This is a genomic window from Kitasatospora sp. NBC_01287 (genome assembly GCF_026340565.1).
GTDB lineage: Bacteria > Actinomycetota > Actinomycetes > Streptomycetales > Streptomycetaceae > Kitasatospora.
Genome location: NZ_JAPEPB010000002.1, coordinates 732,383 through 747,291 on the forward strand (window position 1 = coordinate 732,383; position 14,909 = coordinate 747,291).

12 protein-coding genes are annotated in these 14,909 nt (G+C 74.2%); 7 read left to right on the forward strand and 5 right to left on the reverse strand.

Translation table 11 applies throughout. The features are described from left to right. Nucleotides 1-94 precede the first annotated feature (94 nt). From OG455_RS40125 to OG455_RS40135, 3 genes are all read left to right on the forward strand, one after another. Nucleotides 95-1,558 (forward strand): MFS transporter, encoded by a 1,464-nt coding sequence (locus tag OG455_RS40125; protein WP_266301706.1) that lies wholly within the window; start codon nt 95-97, stop codon nt 1,556-1,558. Nucleotides 1,559-1,579: 21 nt separating this feature from the next. Continuing rightward, nucleotides 1,580-2,101, forward strand: a complete 522-nt coding sequence (locus OG455_RS40130; RefSeq protein WP_266301707.1) for a MarR family winged helix-turn-helix transcriptional regulator — start codon at nt 1,580-1,582, stop codon at nt 2,099-2,101. Nucleotides 2,102-2,393: 292 nt separating this feature from the next. Continuing rightward, on the forward strand, nt 2,394-4,142 hold the full coding sequence (locus tag OG455_RS40135) for a TIGR03767 family metallophosphoesterase (RefSeq protein WP_266301708.1): 1,749 nt from the start codon (nt 2,394-2,396) through the stop codon (nt 4,140-4,142). Between the two features lie 70 nt (nt 4,143-4,212). Here OG455_RS40135 and OG455_RS40140 read toward each other — a convergent pair whose 3' ends face one another. The 4 genes from OG455_RS40140 to OG455_RS40155 all read right to left on the reverse strand — a co-directional run bounded on the left by OG455_RS40140 (nt 4,213) and on the right by OG455_RS40155 (nt 9,465). Continuing rightward, complete coding sequence (locus tag OG455_RS40140; protein WP_266301709.1) at nt 4,213-4,812, reverse strand: flavin reductase family protein; 600 nt, start codon at nt 4,810-4,812, stop codon at nt 4,213-4,215. Continuing rightward, nucleotides 4,809-7,073, reverse strand: coding sequence for a lipopolysaccharide assembly protein LapB (locus OG455_RS40145; RefSeq protein WP_266301710.1), 2,265 nt, complete (start codon nt 7,071-7,073; stop codon nt 4,809-4,811). The genes OG455_RS40140 and OG455_RS40145 overlap by 4 nt, the downstream gene beginning before the upstream one ends. Then, nucleotides 7,070-8,323, reverse strand: a complete 1,254-nt coding sequence (locus OG455_RS40150) for a hypothetical protein (RefSeq protein ID WP_266301711.1) — start codon at nt 8,321-8,323, stop codon at nt 7,070-7,072. The genes OG455_RS40145 and OG455_RS40150 overlap by 4 nt, the downstream gene beginning before the upstream one ends. Before the next feature lie 512 nt (nt 8,324-8,835). Beyond that, nucleotides 8,836-9,465: a helix-turn-helix domain-containing protein gene (locus OG455_RS40155; RefSeq protein ID WP_266301712.1), complete on the reverse strand. Its 630-nt coding sequence runs from the start codon at nt 9,463-9,465 to the stop codon at nt 8,836-8,838. Nucleotides 9,466-9,976: 511 nt separating this feature from the next. Here OG455_RS40155 and OG455_RS40160 point away from each other — a divergent pair. After that, nucleotides 9,977-11,050 carry a DUF3048 domain-containing protein gene (locus tag OG455_RS40160; RefSeq protein ID WP_266301713.1) on the forward strand — a complete coding sequence of 358 codons (1,074 nt, stop codon included), beginning with the start codon at nt 9,977-9,979 and terminating at the stop codon, nt 11,048-11,050. A gap of 149 nt (nt 11,051-11,199) precedes the next feature. Here OG455_RS40160 and OG455_RS40165 read toward each other — a convergent pair whose 3' ends face one another. Next, nucleotides 11,200-11,661 (reverse strand): DUF5709 domain-containing protein, encoded by a 462-nt coding sequence (locus tag OG455_RS40165; protein ID WP_266301714.1) that lies wholly within the window; start codon nt 11,659-11,661, stop codon nt 11,200-11,202. 480 nt (nt 11,662-12,141) lie between these two features. Between OG455_RS40165 and OG455_RS40170 the strand changes: the two genes are divergently transcribed. From OG455_RS40170 to OG455_RS40180, 3 genes are all read left to right on the forward strand, one after another. Next, nucleotides 12,142-12,495: a helix-turn-helix transcriptional regulator gene (locus tag OG455_RS40170; protein ID WP_266301715.1), complete on the forward strand. Its 354-nt coding sequence runs from the start codon at nt 12,142-12,144 to the stop codon at nt 12,493-12,495. A 427-nt stretch (nt 12,496-12,922) separates the two neighbouring features. After that, complete coding sequence (locus OG455_RS40175; protein ID WP_266301716.1) at nt 12,923-14,065, forward strand: hypothetical protein; 1,143 nt, start codon at nt 12,923-12,925, stop codon at nt 14,063-14,065. A 3-nt stretch (nt 14,066-14,068) separates the two neighbouring features. Further along, nucleotides 14,069-14,905 carry an ACP S-malonyltransferase gene (locus tag OG455_RS40180; RefSeq protein ID WP_266301717.1) on the forward strand — a complete coding sequence of 279 codons (837 nt, stop codon included), beginning with the start codon at nt 14,069-14,071 and terminating at the stop codon, nt 14,903-14,905. Nucleotides 14,906-14,909: the final 4 nt, after the last annotated feature.

Sequence of the window (14,909 nt, forward strand, 5' to 3'; positions counted from 1 at the left end):
GGTGGCCCGTTCGAGTTCTGCGCGGCCCTGGTGACCCACCGTCAACGGATCCGACCTTCGACAGACGCGATAGTTGTATGCATATAATTGTTGTATGCCAATAACCACTAGCGTCACCGCGCTGCCGACCCGCGACGCGTCCGCACCGCTGAGCCACCGGCGCAAGCTGGGCGTGCTCGGCATCTGCTGCCTGAGCCTGTTCATCGTCGGCCTGGACAACACGATCGTGAACGTCGCGCTGCCGTCGATGCGGCGGGACCTGCACGCCTCCGTCTCGGGGCTGCAGTGGATCATCGACGCCTACACCGTGGTACTCGCCTCGCTGCTGATGCTGGCCGGCTCGACCGGGGACCGGATCGGGCGGCGGCGCACCTTCCAGACCGGGCTGGTGCTCTTCACCCTGGGCTCGCTGCTCTGCTCGCTCTCCGGCAGCCTGGGCTGGCTGGTGGCCGCGCGGGCACTGCAGGCGGTGGGCGGCTCGATGCTCAACCCGGTCGCGATGTCGATCATCACCAACACCTTCACCGAGCCGCGGGAGCGGGCCCGGGCCATCGGCGTCTGGGGCGGCGTGGTGGGCATCAGCATGGCGCTGGGGCCGCTGGTCGGCGGTGCGCTGGTCGGCTCGGTCGGCTGGCGGGCGATCTTCTGGATCAACATCCCGGTGGGCCTGGCCGCCCTGCTGCTCGCCGCGCTCTTCGTCCCCGAGTCGCGCGCGCCCCGGCCGCGCCGGGTCGACCCGGTGGGCCAACTGCTGGTCATCACCCTGCTGGTCGCGCTCACCTACGGGCTGATCGGGGCCCCGGCGGCCGGCTGGGCGTCCGCGCAGAGTGCGGCGTGCGGCGCGGTGGCGCTGGCGGCCCTGGCCTGCCTGGTGCCCTACGAGCTGCGGCGGGCCGAGCCGCTGATCAACCCGCGCTTCTTCCGCAGCGCGCCGTTCGCCGGCGCGACCGTGATCGCGGTCTGCTCCTTCTCCGCACTGGCCGGCTTCCTCTTCCTCAACACCCTCTACCTGCAGGAGGTGCGCCACTGCTCGGCGCTGCACGCCGGGCTGCTGACGCTGCCACTGGCCGTGCTGACGGTGGTCTGCGCGCCGATCTCCGGACGGATCGTGGCCACCGCCGGGCCGCGGGTGCCGCTGCTGATCGCGGGCGCCGCGACCACCGCCGGGGGCCTGGCCCTGACCGGCCTGAGCGCGCACACCCCGCTCTGGCAGTTGCTGGGCGCCTACGCGCTGCTCGGGCTCGGCTTCGGCATGGTCAACGCCCCGGTCACCAACACCGCCGTCGCCGGGATGCCACGCACCCAGGCCGGGGTCGCCGCCGCGGTGGCCTCCACCAGCCGCCAGGTCGGCCAGTCGCTGGGCGTCGCCGTGATCGGTTCGCTGGTCACCTCGGCGGTGCGCGGACCACTGGGCACCGGTCTGCCGCAGGCCAGCCACATCGGCTGGTGGATCGTCACCGCCTGCGGCGTGGCGGTGCTGCTGCTCGGTATGCTCACCACCGGCCGCTGGGCCAGGCGGACCGCCGAGCAGACCGCGGCGCGCCTGGCACCCAGCTGAACCGGGAGAAACGGACACTTCGTGAGCAGCACCAGGCAGGGCGGCGCGGCCGACGACGACGCGGCCGGGACGACCGCGTCCGGGACCGACGCGGTCGGGGCGGACCTGACCGGGGCGGACCTGACCGGGGCGGACCCGGTCACCCGGATCTGGGATGTCATGCGGTTCCTGGTGCTGGAGCAGGGGGACCGGCGCCGCGAGGTGGCGGAGACGCTCGGGGTCAGCTTCTTCCGCGCCAAGGCGCTGCGGCGGCTGCTGGCCGGACCACAGACCATGCGCGACCTCACCGCGACACTCTCCACCGACAAGCCGTACACCACGCTGGTGGTGGACGACCTGGAGCGGCGCGGCTACGTGGCCCGCACCGTCCACCCGGAGGACCGGCGCTCGAAGATCGTCAGCCTCACCCCGGCCGGGACGGCCGCCGCCGAGCAGGCGGAGCGGATCCTGAACCGGCCGCCGGGTTCGCTGCTCGCCCTGGAGCCGGCCGAACTGGCCGAACTGGACCGGCTCATGGCCAAGCTGGGGCAGCCGCACTGCTGACCGGCGGCAGGGCTGGCCCCACCGCTGACCGGCGGCAGGGCTGGCCGGCGGCAGGGGTGCTGAACGCCCGTCACCGCGCCGCCGGACGCGGCCGATCGTCCGCGTCCTCACCGATTCCCCGCGAATCCGTCCAGCTGTTCGCCCAGCGTTCCGCTCCAGGCCTGCCAGTGGCGGCTACCTGCCGGTAACGTTCCGCCTCGGTCCGGCGCGCTCACGCCCGGCCACCGTCGCACAGACCGTTCTCCGCCGGGCGCGGCACCCACTCCGGCGGGGCATCAGGAGGGGGACCCCCATGTCCGCGTTCAGTCGGCGCCGCTTCATCAGCGGTGCTTCCGCCACGGCCGCCGGCGCCGCGCTCTCGCTGGCCGGCGGCACCTTCGCCTCGGCCGCGGCCCGGGACGGCGCCCTGGCGGCGACCGCGGCGCGCGCGGTGACGGTGGGCGGGACGACCCTGGAGCAGGTGGCGACCCCGGTCGGCAGCACCGGTTACCGGCGGCTGCTCTCCGGTCCGGGCTGGCCGCTGGCCGTCCGGGCGGAGCTGGCCGCCGCGCAGAGCGGACGCGACGACCGCCGCACCGGCCTGGCGAGCTTCGTCCAGTTCACCGACATGCACCTGTGCGACACCGAGTCGCCGGTGCGCTTCGAGTACCTGGCCCGCTGGAACGACGCCGCGCACCGCCCGCAGGAGACGCTCACCGTGCGCGGCGCCTCCTCGCTGGTGGAGCGGGTGAACGCGGTGGCCGCCGGCCCGTACACCGGCCTGCCGTTCAGCCTGGTGATGGCCACCGGCGACAACACCGACAACCACGAGCAGCTCGAACTCGACTGGTACCTGACCGTGATGAGCGGCGGGCGGGTCACGCCCAACAGCGGTGACACCAGCCGCTACGAGGGCGTGCAGGACTCCGGCAACGCCGGCTACTGGAACCCGGAGAGCGCCTACCAGGACAGCTACAAGGCGCTCGGCTTCCCGCAGGTCCCCGGCTTCCTGACGGCGGCCGGCAGCAGCTTCCAGGCGCCCGGCCTGGCGATGCCCTGGTACACCACGGTCGGCAACCACGACGACAGCATCGAGGGCACCCTGCCCGACCTGGGCCTGCTGGGCTCGCTCTACACCGGCGACCGCAAGATCGAGGGCTGCGACGACGCGGACGCGGCCAAGCTGGCCGGCCTGCTGAAGAGCGACCCGGCCTCCGCCGTGCTGCTGCTCGGCCGCCTGCTGGCCGACACCGACGCGGTGCGCGAGGTGACCCCGGACGGGCGGCGCCGGCCCTTCACCACCGAGCAGTTCGCCCAGGCCCACCTCGACCCGGCCCACACCGGCGCCGGACCCTACGGCCACGGCTTCACCTCGGACGCGGCGAGCAGCGGCAACCTCTACTACACCTTCGAGATCTCCGACGGCGTGCTCGGCATCAGCCTGGACACCACGAACGCGGCCGGCTTCGCCGACGGCTCGATCGGCACCGCCCAGCTGACCTGGCTGGAGCAGCAGCTGCGCGCCAACAGCGACCACTGGTACGACACCAGCGGCAACCTGGTGCGCGGCGGTTCGAGCAGCCGCCTGGTGGTGCTCTTCAGTCACCACACCAGCACCACCATGGGCAACCTGCTGCTCGACCCGCGCCACCTCTTCGAGCGCCGGCACGACGGCAACGAGCTGGTCGCGCTGCTCCAGCGCTACCCGAACGTGGTGGCCTGGGTGAACGGCCACACCCACCAGAACCAGATCACCGCACACGGGCACGCGGTGCCCGAGCGCGCTTTCTGGGAGGTCAACACCGCCTCGCACATCGACTTCCCGCAGCACGCGCGGATCATCGAGCTCACCGACAACGGCGACGGCACGATCTCGCTCTTCACCACGCTGATCGAGTCCGCCGCCCCCTACGGCACCGCCTTCGACGACACCTCGGACGCGGCACTCGCCTCGCTCTACCGCGAGTTGTCCTTCAACGACCCGTACGCCACCCCGGGCGCCAAGCTGGGCACCGCGCTGGACCACAACACCGAGCTGCTGCTGGCCAAGCCCGGCCGCTGAGCCCGGCCCGCAGCACCTACCGCAGCACCTGCCCGCACCGCTGAGCCGACCCGCACCGGTGCGGGTCGGCTCAGCGGTGCGGGTCGGCCACCTGGCCCAGGAAGAGCGGCTGACCGGTCGCCACCACCGCACCGTTCCCCGCGCGGGCCAGCCGGTCGCGGCGCGCGCGGTCCTCGGCGAGCGCGCGGTAGTGGCGGTCGTGGTAGACCAGCGGGCCGCCGGGGCCGGCCGCCGAACGCTCCGCCCGCTGCACCTCCCCCACCACGATGGTGTGGTCCCCCGCCGCCAGGAGGCTGTGCCGGACGCAGACGAGCCAGGCCAGCGCGCCGCGCACGGCCGGCAGCCCGTCCAGCACGATGTCCTCCTCCCGGCCCTCGGCGTTCTCGGCGCCGAAGCGGTGCTGGGCGGGCCCGGCGAAGCGGGCCGCCGTCGGCTGCTGGTCGGCGGCCAGCACGCTGAGGCAGAACCGCTCGGCGCCGCAGATCGCGTCGTGCGCGCCGGCCCGGTGGGCCAGGCAGAAGAGCACCAGCGGCGGACTGAGCGAGAGCGAGCAGAGGGACCCGAGCGTGGTGCCGTGCGCCGCGCCGCCACGGTCGCGCGTGGTCACCACGGTGACCTGCATCGCCACGCAGGCCAGCGCCTCCCGGAAGCTCTGGGCGTCGACCGTCATGCCCCCTCGCTCCCCGGGCCGCTCAGCAGCGGGGAGCGGTCGGCGGCGAGCCGCTCCAGCAGCTGCTCCAGCTGCGCGGTGTCCGGGCCAGGCCCGAGATCCAGGCAGGCCCGCAGGTCGGCCTCGGCGGCCTCGGCCCGCCCGAGGGCGGTCAGGCACCACGCGCGCCGGCGCAGCAGTTCGGCCCGGTCCGCGCCCGGCAGCTCCAGGGCCCGGCCGTAGTCGCGGACGGCCTCGGCGTGGCGGCCCGCCTCCTGCAGTGCCACGCCTCGGTTGTGCAGCACGTCGGGATCGTCGCCGGTCAGCTCCAGTGCGGCGGTCAGATCGCCGATGGCGGAGTCGAGTTCGCCCTGCTCGTAGCTGAGCACCGCGCGGTTGACCAGCGCCGGTCCGAAGGCGGCGTCGACCGCAAGCGCCCGGTCGAAGGCCTGGCGCGCCTGGTCGAATTCGCCCAGCGCGTGCGCGGCCGACCCGGCCGTGCAGAGCAGCCTGGGCTCCTCGGGCCGCAGTTGGAGGCCGGCCGCCGCCAACTCGGCGGCCTCGCCCGGCTCGCCGAGCTCCAGCAGCAGCGCGGTCAGGTTCAGCCGGGCCTCGGTCTCGGCCGGCTCCATCTCCAGGACGTACCGCAGGTCGGCCAGCGCGCCCGCCACGTCGCCGAGTTGGTCGCGCAGGTTGGCGCGGTTGTAGAAGAGCTCGGGCAGCGGGGCCGAGACGGCGATCGCCCGGTCGTAGTCGGCCAGCGCGCCGGGCAGGTCGCCCTGGCGGCGCAGCAGCGCGGCCCGGTCGGTGTGGTACTCGACGAAGGCCGGGTCCCAGGCGAGCAGCTTCGCGTAGTCCGCCAGCGCCTCCTCGATCCGGCCGAGCGCGACCAGCACCCGGGCCCGGTTGTGCAGCAGCTGGGTGCGGTGCACCAGGTAGCGGTCGCCGGGCAGTTCGGCGTCCAGCCGCCGGATTCCGTCGCTGACCAGCCGCAGCGAGCGGTCCAGGTGGCCCCGGCGCATCTCGATCAGCGCCAGGCCGTTGTCCTGGAAGACCTGGTAGACCGGGCCCAGCACCGGATCCGTCTCCAACTCGGCCAGCGCCCTGGCGTTGTTCGCCAGCTCCAGCGCCTTCTCGTGGTCCGGCGGGCGGAAGAACCGGGTGTAGAGGATGGCGAGCGCGTAGCTGCAGGTCATCTGCACCCTGGGCAGGGTGTAGCGGCGGCGCAGCTCGGTGTAGATCGCCTCGCACTCCTCCGGTTCCCCGATCGGGACCAGCGCGCTGGCCGCCTTGGCGCTGAAGTGGCAGTAGTCCAGCTGGTGCAGCTCGGGGTCGCAGACCGCCCGGCCGCGGTGGCCCAGGTCGATGGTGGCCGTGGAGTAGCCGACCGCGACCGAGATCTCCAGCGCGGTGCGCAGCGCGCGGCGGCCCGCGCCGCCCGGGTCGCTGCCGCGCTCGCGGTGGTAGGGCAGGGCGCCCAGCAGGACGCCGCGGTCGGCGCCCGCCTCCAGCTCGTCCGCCCGCTCGTCGTGCAGCCGGGCGCGCAGTCGCGGCTCGGCGGCGGCGTAGCCGGCCAGCTCCTCGGGGTCGTCGCCGGTGCCCTCGGACCAGACGTGGGCCCGGGCCAGCTCCTCGGTGCTCCGCCGGGGGGCCGCGCCGCCCTCGCCCGCCGCCGGGTCCTCCACCGGGGGGACCGGCAGCGGGGGGAGCGGCAGCGGGCGGGTCCAGTGGCGCAGCGCCTCGGCCAGCTCGGGCAGCGCGGGCTCGGCGGCCGTCCCGACCGCGATCCGCAGCTGCTCGGGATCCGCCCGGCGCAGCAGCAGGGCCAGGAACTCCTGCTCGGTGGGCTCGGCCTGGTCCGCGTCGTCGAAGGCGAGGGTCAGCACCGGCCCCGGGGCCCCGGCGGCCCCGGCCAGTTGCCGCGCGTGCTCCTGCAGGAAGGTGATCACCCCCTGCGAGGTGGCCCGGATCAGCGAGGCGCCGAAGTACCTGGTCCGCTCCTCGTGCGGGGTGTCGTCGACCAGCGACGGGGGCGCCTGCCCGATCACCTCGGCGAGTTCGGGCACCGTGTAGAGCAGCACGATCCGGTGCGCGTCCACCAGCCCGGGCCAGCGGCGGTAGGCCTCGGGCACCACCGCCCGCAGCATCGGGGCGACCCCGGAGTAGGGCCCGCGCAGGCGCTGGTGGCAGCTGACCGGCTCGGGCAGGCCCGCCGCGGCGAAGGCCGAGCGGCGCGCTGCCCGGCGCGGCGCGTTGATCCGCAGGTGACTTGATCGGGTCATGCCCATTCCCTCCTGGGGGACGACGCGGACGGAGCGGTGCGGTCGCCTGCCTTCGGGGCGGACCGGTGGCCGGCGGCCCGGCGGCGGGCGCGCTCGCGCAGGCTGACCACGGCGAAGAAGCAGACCTGGGAGGCGTTCAGCAGGACGAAGACCGCGCTGTCCCAGAAGTGCGGGCTGGTGACCGGACCGGTCAGCCCGTGCCAGACCAGCTGGGCCAGCTGGACGGCGATCGGGACCAGGGCCAGCGTCCCGACGGTGAAGAGCACCGCGACACTGGCGGCGAAGAACGGGGCGTACCAGCGCGCCACCCGCAGGTCGCGCTCCGTCCACAGCTCCGCCGGCACGACCGGGTCGGGGCGGCGCAGCAGGCGGCGCAGCCGGCCGAGCACCACCGCGCGGGTGGCCTCGTGCAGGTCGTGGCAGCCCAGCGCGGTGGCGATCACGTAGTAGATGTCGGTGCGCAGGTAGAGCAGGAACTGGTAGGCCAGCCTGGTCAGGATGGGGAAGGCCATGGCGAGCGCGATCCGGCCGGCGAGCGGCTGCCCGCCGTGCGGTCCGCGCAGCGCCAGGGCGAGCAGGCCGAGCCCGGCCACGGCCACCACGTCCACCGCCATCCCGGCCAGGAAGGGCAGGTAGCGGCGGCGGCGCTCGACGGTGAGCAGGCCGTTCATCCGGGTCTCGAAGACCACGAAGTAGAGCCGGGTCCCGACGCCGAGCGAGCTGCGCAGGCCCAGGCGGCGGCCGGCCAGCACGTGGCCGCCCTCGTGCAGGAAGAGCCAGGGCAGCTGGCCGAAGACCGCCAGCAGCTCGACGGCGAGCGCGGAGCGGGTGAAGAAGACCTGGTGGGGGTCGGGCGCCAGGTCCGGGTGGACGACCACGGCGGCGATCCAGCAGCCGAGCAGGACGGCGGCGGCGGCGAAGGCGAGCGGCGAGAACAGCGCCCGGCCCAGCCGCCGCAGGCCCACGGGGCGCTCGGGCGCCGCCACCTCGGCGTCCTGGCCGCGGATGAAACCCAGCGCGTCCAGCGAGGCGAGGAAGTCGGGCATGTCGATCTCCGCGCCGTACTCCGCCTCGTACCAGGCGGCCGCCTCGGCCGGGGTCGAGCCCGCGGTCATCCGCTCCAGGACCGCGGCGCCGTCGGCCGGCAGGACCGCGTAGGACTCGGTGTCCGGCCGCCCGACCAGCACCTCGTCGGGATTGCGCTCGGTCAGGAAGCTCAGCGGGTGGAACTGCACCCGGTCGTCCAGCATCGCTCTCCTCGGGTGGGCCGAGCGCCGGTGCGCGGCCGGGCCGCGCACCGGCGGTTCATCGGGATCCGGTCAGGCTCAGAAGCTGAACGCGCTGTAGTGGTAGGTGCACATGGCGGTCAGGCGGACGGCACCGACGTTGCGGATCACGATCTTCTTCATGACGACTCCTCGGGTCTCACGGAGCGCTCACCGGACGGCGGCGCCCTGCAAGGGTTACCGGCGCCAAGCCACCGCGGGACGGGGCGCGGCGGAGCCGGGCACACTCCGGGAACAGCGGGGAACAGCCGGGAGCGGTGCCGTACGGAAGTCGGACGGGAGTCGGACGGGAGTCGGACGGGAGTCGGACGGGCTCGGTACAGAAGCCGTACGGGCTCCGTACAGGCTCCGTACTCAGCGCGGTACGGGCGCGTACAGGCGCGTACAGGCGCGGTACGGCCGGGGGCAGCACGGCCGGGGCCCGCGCACAGCACGGTCCCCGGCCCGCGGGGGCCGGGGACCGTGTCGGGGGCGGTTCAGGCCCTGGTCAGGGACTGCCTGACCTGGGCGACGAGGTGGGCGAACCGGCCCTGGGGCACGCAGGAGAGCACGAAGGCCGCCACCGCCGTCCGGCGCGCCTGGCGTCCCGCCCGGCGCTGCCCGCCGAGGGTCTCCGGGGCGCCGCCCGGCTCGGGCGCGAGCGGGCGCGACCGGGGCGGGCGCGGGGGCAGGGTCAGCACGGTCGCCACCGCCTCGGCGGTGCCGCGGCCCCGGGCCGCCGCCAGTGCGGCCGCGCGTTCGGCCAGCACCAGGGCCCGCAGCTCGACCAGCGAGCCGGGCCGCAGCTCGCAGAGCCGCTCGTAGGCGAGCAGCAGCGGTTCACCGGGCAGCCGCCGCGCCTTCTCGAAGTCGGCGAAGGCGCTGTGCGAGCTGTACCCGAGACATCGCGCGAGCGCCCGCAGCGACAGCCCGCGCTCCAGCCGCAGGCGGTAGAGCAGCAGGCCGAGTTCCTGGTGCCGGGGCCCGGCCGGCGCGCCGTGGGCCGGGGCGGGAGCGAGGGCGGGCCGGGCGGCACCAGGCCGGGCGGGACCAGGCCGGGCGGGGACGGACTGGGGGACGGTTGCGGAGCCGGGGCCGGTCCGTGCGGGGTGGGACGAGTGCGACATTGAGCCGATCCTCCTAGAGCGACGGTGCTGCGCGTACGCACCGGCGACCGAGGGTGAGGCGGCCGGTCGCCGGTGCGCGGCGGAGGTGGCCTCCGGGCGCCATGGGGGTGCGCCCGGGTGCCCGGGGTGCGGTCGGTCGGGGTCCGGGCACGGCCGGAGGCGGCGGGGCACCGGGGCGCGCCGCCGGGAGTTCCACGCTGGGCCCGAGGCCTCTCGCAGCCGGGGACCGGGGGAGCCGTGCGCTGATCCGACGTGAATGGCCAGGCGGGCCCTTGCGGCCGTGGCAGGTCGATCACCGGGGCGTGACGGCTGGGCCGTCGGCCGGGGCGATCAGGAACGGTCGAGCACGGGACCATTCATCTTGGCTAATGAGTCTCGTCGCATTGATGACGGACTGTCAAGCATCGGGGAGGCCGCAACCGCCCACCGGGCTTGCCCGGCTCACCAGTTGCCCGCGCGCCTGGACCGAACGGGCGAACTACAGTGGAGCGGGGGCAGGAGGTGGTCCCGAATGCCGAGTGTTTCCAGGCGCAGTGTCGCCGCTCCCGCAGCCGCGGTCTTCGCGCTGCTGCTGATCGGCGTCGGCGGATGCGGCGGCGGCAGTCCGACGGCGCACTCATCGCCAACAACCACGCCCGCGCCGTCGAGCGGCGCGGCGAGCGGTCCGGCGAGCGGCCCGGCGAGCAGCGCCCCGAGCAGCACGCCGAGCCCGTCGCCCACCGCCCAGGTCTCGCCGCTCACCGGGCTGCCCGGTGAGGCCGGGCGGATCGTCGCGGTGAAGATCGACAACATCGTCAACGCCCGCCCGCAGACCGGGATCAACTCGGCCGACGTGGTCTACGCGATCGAGGTGGAGGGTGGGCTCTCGCGGTTCCTCGCGGTCTACGACGGCAACAACCTGCCGCCGGGCGGCGCCGTCGGACCGGTGCGCAGCGCCCGGGAGAGCGACCTGCCGATCCTCCAGCAGTACGGCAAGGTCGCCTTCGCCTACTCCGGCGCGCTGAGCAAGTTCCTGCCGGTGCTGGCGCAGGCGGACATCTTCAACGCCTCGCCGCAGCAGGACGCGGGGCCGTACTTCCGGGGCACCAGCAAGGTCGCGCCGTTCAACCTCTATGTGAAGCCGGCGCAGGTCCTGCACGACTTCCCGGACTCGGCGCAGGCCAAGGACATCGGCTTCCGGTTCGGCCCCGCGCCCGACGGCGGCACGCCGACCAACAGCTTCACGGCGAAGATGCCGGCGGCCTCCTTCACCTTCAACTGGGACGCCACCCAGGGCAAGTACCTGGTGACGATGGACGGCCGGGCGGCGATGACCACCGACGCCGGGCAGATGGGCGCGCCGACCATCGTGGTGCAGAAGGTCGCCGAGACCACCTCGCCGCGCGGCTTCATGGACTCCCCCGGTGTCCCCTCCCCCTACGCGCCGACCGTCGGCAGCGGCGACGCGGTCATCCTGCGGGACGGCAAGGCGTACCAGGGCAGTTGGTCGCGGACCGACCCCAACGGGGGCACGACGTACAGCTATGCCGGGCAGCCGATGAACTTCCACCCCGGGCAGGTCTGGGTGGTGCTCGAACCGCAGTAGCCGGCAGTGAGCCCGCAGTGAGCCGGTGGGACCCACACAGCACCCGCGCACGGCGGAGCCCCGACGCACTGACCGCCCCGGACGATTCGTCCGGGGCGGTCAGTGCGTCGGGGCTCGTCCCGCGTCTTCGGGCGCGGCTCGTGGGCCGCTCAGGCCAGGTGCTCGGCCTCGGGGTCGTCCACGGTGTGCATCGCGGCCTCCTCCGCCGTGGCCGCGCCGCCGCAGATACCGTGGTCCTGCGCGATCTGCTCGCTGCGCGCGCCGTCCGGGGAGACCAACCGCCCGGTGCGGGCCTCCCCCGCCTCCGGGTCGAGCGGTTCCGCGTCGGTGCCGTAGGTGTCGCCGATGCCGTCGCCCTCGGGGGCCGCGACCTCGGGCAGCTCGGCGGCGAGCCGCCGGTCCAGGCTCTCGCCCAGCCGTTGCTCGTTCGCCGTGGTGCCGTACCGCTCCACCGCCAGCGGGCGGTCGGGCGTGGCGTAGCCCTCGTCCAGGGCCGATGCCACACCCCGGTCGTCCAGGGTGTCGGACGGCTCCAGCGGTCCGATGTCGTCCTGCACCTCGGAACCGTCGGGCTGGTAGACCTGGTCGCCCATCAACGCTTCTTCCGACATCCCATCCTCCTCGCCGGACGCGGCCCCGCACAGACTCCACACGCCCAGCCTGGACCCCCGTCCAGCGGATCGCAGCCCGAGCGCCCCTCCGGGCCGCGATCCACGCCCGACAGCTCACGGCCGGCAGCTCACGGTCAGCAGCCACCGGCCAGCAGCTACCGGCCAGCAGCTATCGGTCAGCAGCCGGGACCAGGACGCCGCGTGCCGAGGTTGAGAACCAGCCAAAAGGACCGACGACCACCGGGGCGGAACTGACGGACGGTCAGCAGTGGTGAAGGAGTGAGAAGAACGGCCGGATGACGCCCCCGGAGGGCGTTCCCCGCAATACCACGGGAAGGCCGAAAACGGATCAAGCCGACCTTGACGCCACTGGGCGATCGGGCCATCCTCTTTCGGAGGATGCTCTCCGTTTTGCGGAGAGAAGCGCTCCACCGGTACACCTCACCGTCACATTCGCCGCGGATCAGCGGAAGGCCGTTCATGCGCCCGGAGAATGCCGAATCGGACACCGAGAACCGCTGCGTGTGCAGCGCCGGCAGACTCAGGGGGCGGGCGGTCGCGCCCACCCTGACCGCACTGGCGCGGCTGTCGGAGCGCGAGCGGGAGGTGCTGCTGCTGATCGCCTCGGCCTACAGCGACGCGGAGATCGCCACCCGGCTCTTCATCAGCCACCGCACCGTCCGCGCGCACGTCAGCGCCATCTTCGACAAGCTCGCGCTGGGCAGCCGGGTCGAGGCGGCGGTGGTCGGCACCTACGGGCTGCTGGGCTGCGCCCATGCCACCGAGGCGCTGCGGCCGGACGGCGCCGGACTGCCCGTCCTCGACCTCGTCTGAGCGCCGGCCCCGGGCACGACGGGGCAACGGTCGGGCAGGACTGTCAGAAGTGACGATGACGACTCTCTGACATAGCCATGACGATAGAGGCAGTGAAACCCGGCCGGGCGCCCGGACGGGTGGCACTGCCTTTTTCCCTGCCCGCTCCGTCTCCTCCCTGCCTTTCCGCGCTCCCTTATCCGCTTTCCCGGGCCTGCCGCCCGCCTGTTCCCGGCAACCGTCGGCGGCATTGTGCCGCCCCCGGATCGCGGCTGCCCGAATTCCGACCGGCACCGATTCCGACCGGCAATGATTCCGGCTGCCCGGATCCAGGCCGCCGCCCGGATTCGCCTCTCGAATCCGCCTCTCGAATTCGAGCGCCATCGCGCTTCCACGGCAGCACGACAGCACAGCAGCGCGGCCAATTCCTGACGACCTTGGGTGACCCATGCGCACACTGCTCCTCTTCGACGGTCTGGGCGGCTCCTGCGCCGACCTGATCACGGACCTGCGCGAGCGCTACCGGCAACCGGAGAACCGCGCCTTCTTCAGCGCGGTCTGCGAGGCGGTGGAGTGCGCGCTCGACCACGTCGGCGGCGAGACCTACCGCCGGCTGCTGCCCGCCGGGCTGCCGCTGCGGTCCTGGCTGCGGGCACCGGCCGCACCACCGGTGGCTCCGAGCGACTCGATCAGCGCGGGTGTCTGCACCCACGCGCTCCAGCTCTGCCAGCTGCAGCCGACCGGCCGGCAGGCCGTGCCGGGCGCGACGGCGGTGGGTGCGCTCGGCCTGAGCCTGGGCCTGCAGGCCGCGATCGTCGCGGGGCTCGACGCCCGCCGACCCGGCACCTTCCTCGACCTGTGCGGCCGCTCCATGCGGCTGGTCGTGCTCGCCCTGGTCCGGGGCCACCAGCTGACGGCAGCGGACACCGTGGACCCGGCGCTGGTCGGCCGGTACGCGCGCGGCCGGCCCGGCGCCCAGCCGCCCGCGCCGATGGCCTCGGTGACCGGCGTCGGCCACCGGGCCCTGGCGGAGGCGGTGGCGCGCCACAACACCCGCCACAACACCCGCCGCCCCGCCCCGGCGACCGCCGGGCGCGCCGTCGAGGTGGGGCTGGTCGCCTCGCCGCGCACCCAACTGCTGAGCGGGCACACCGAGGACCTGCTGGACTTCCACTTCGCCCACCAGCGGCTGCTCGACGGGCCCGGCGCGGGGTGGAGCTTCCTGCGCAACACGCTGCCGTTCCACAGCGCCCGGCTGGCGCCGGCGGTGCGCTGGGACGCGCGCGACCGCGGCTTCCTCGGCGCCGGACCGAGCGGCGCCCAGCTGCGGTTCCCGGTCTACGCCACCGACGCCCCGCGCGACCTGCGGGAATCGCCCGATCTGAGCGCCGAGTTCGTCAACCTCATGCTGGTGCGCCCGGTGGACTGGCCGGCCACCGTGGCGCACGTGATGGACGCGAGCGCGCCCGAGCGCGCCATCGACTTCGGCCCGGGCCCGGCCGCGCGGATGTTCACCCGGGACTGCCTGCGCCCCGGCGGCCGCCGGCTGCGCTTCGACTCCGGCCCACGGGCCTCGTTGCAGGGAGGGTGACCGATGCACTGCCTACTGTTCCCCGGGCAAGGCGTCCAGCGCCGCGGTATGGGCGCGGGACTGTTCGAGGAGTACCCCGAGCTCACCGCGGCGGCGAGCGAGGCGCTCGGCGAGCCGATCGACGAGCTCTGCCTGCGCGACGAGCGGCGGCGGCTGCGGGACACCCGCTACGCCCAGCCTGCCATCTTCTTCGTCAACGCCCTGCTCGGCCTCAGGGCGCTGGCGGCCGACCCGGACGCCTACGCCTACCTCGCCGGGCACAGCCTGGGCGAGTACAACGCGCTGGTGCTGGGCGGCTGGCTGGACCTGCGGCAGGCCCTGACGCTGGTCGTGCGGCGCGCCGAGCTGATGGCGCAGGTGACCGGCGGTGGCATGGCCGCGGTGCTCGGCGTGCCGGGCGTGCTGGTCGAACGCGCCCTGCGGGAGACCCAGCTGTCCAAGGTCTACATCGCCAACCGGAACGCCGACACGCAGACCACCATCGCCGGTGACAGCGCCGAACTCCAGGCCGCCGCCCGGGCGATGGCGGCGCTGCCCGGCGCCCGGGTGGTCCGGATCAACGTCAGCGGGCCCTTCCACACGCCGCTGATGGAGCCGGTCCAGGCCGCGCTCGCCGAACTGCTGCGCGACTGCGCCTTCAGCACCGGTCGGCTGCCGGTGGTGTCGAGCGTCACCGGCGAACCCTTCGCGGCCGCGCACGCGGTCGAGCTGCTCAGCCGGCAGGTCTCGGCCCCGGTGGAGTGGACCCGCGCCGTGCGCACCCTGCGTGCGGCGGGGGTCTCGCACTTCGACGAGGTCAACGGCCGGACCCTGACGTCCCTCACGGAAGGAATCCGTTGAGCCC

Bases quoted from the DNA above. Each gene is read 5' to 3' on its own strand.
- OG455_RS40125 (WP_266301706.1), top strand. From the start codon at position 95: ATGCCAATAACCACTAGCGTCACCGCGCTGCCGACCCGCGACGCGTCC.
- OG455_RS40135 (WP_266301708.1), top strand. From the start codon at position 2,394: ATGTCCGCGTTCAGTCGGCGCCGCTTCATCAGCGGTGCTTCCGCCACG.
- OG455_RS40140 (WP_266301709.1), bottom strand. From the start codon at position 4,812: ATGACGGTCGACGCCCAGAGCTTCCGGGAGGCGCTGGCCTGCGTGGCG.
- OG455_RS40145 (WP_266301710.1), bottom strand. From the start codon at position 7,073: ATGACCCGATCAAGTCACCTGCGGATCAACGCGCCGCGCCGGGCAGCG.
- OG455_RS40150 (WP_266301711.1), bottom strand. From the start codon at position 8,323: ATGCTGGACGACCGGGTGCAGTTCCACCCGCTGAGCTTCCTGACCGAG.
- OG455_RS40155 (WP_266301712.1), bottom strand. From the start codon at position 9,465: ATGTCGCACTCGTCCCACCCCGCACGGACCGGCCCCGGCTCCGCAACC.
- OG455_RS40160 (WP_266301713.1), top strand. From the start codon at position 9,977: ATGCCGAGTGTTTCCAGGCGCAGTGTCGCCGCTCCCGCAGCCGCGGTC.
- OG455_RS40165 (WP_266301714.1), bottom strand. From the start codon at position 11,661: ATGTCGGAAGAAGCGTTGATGGGCGACCAGGTCTACCAGCCCGACGGT.
- OG455_RS40170 (WP_266301715.1), top strand. From the start codon at position 12,142: ATGCGCCCGGAGAATGCCGAATCGGACACCGAGAACCGCTGCGTGTGC.
- OG455_RS40175 (WP_266301716.1), top strand. From the start codon at position 12,923: ATGCGCACACTGCTCCTCTTCGACGGTCTGGGCGGCTCCTGCGCCGAC.
- OG455_RS40180 (WP_266301717.1), top strand. From the start codon at position 14,069: ATGCACTGCCTACTGTTCCCCGGGCAAGGCGTCCAGCGCCGCGGTATG.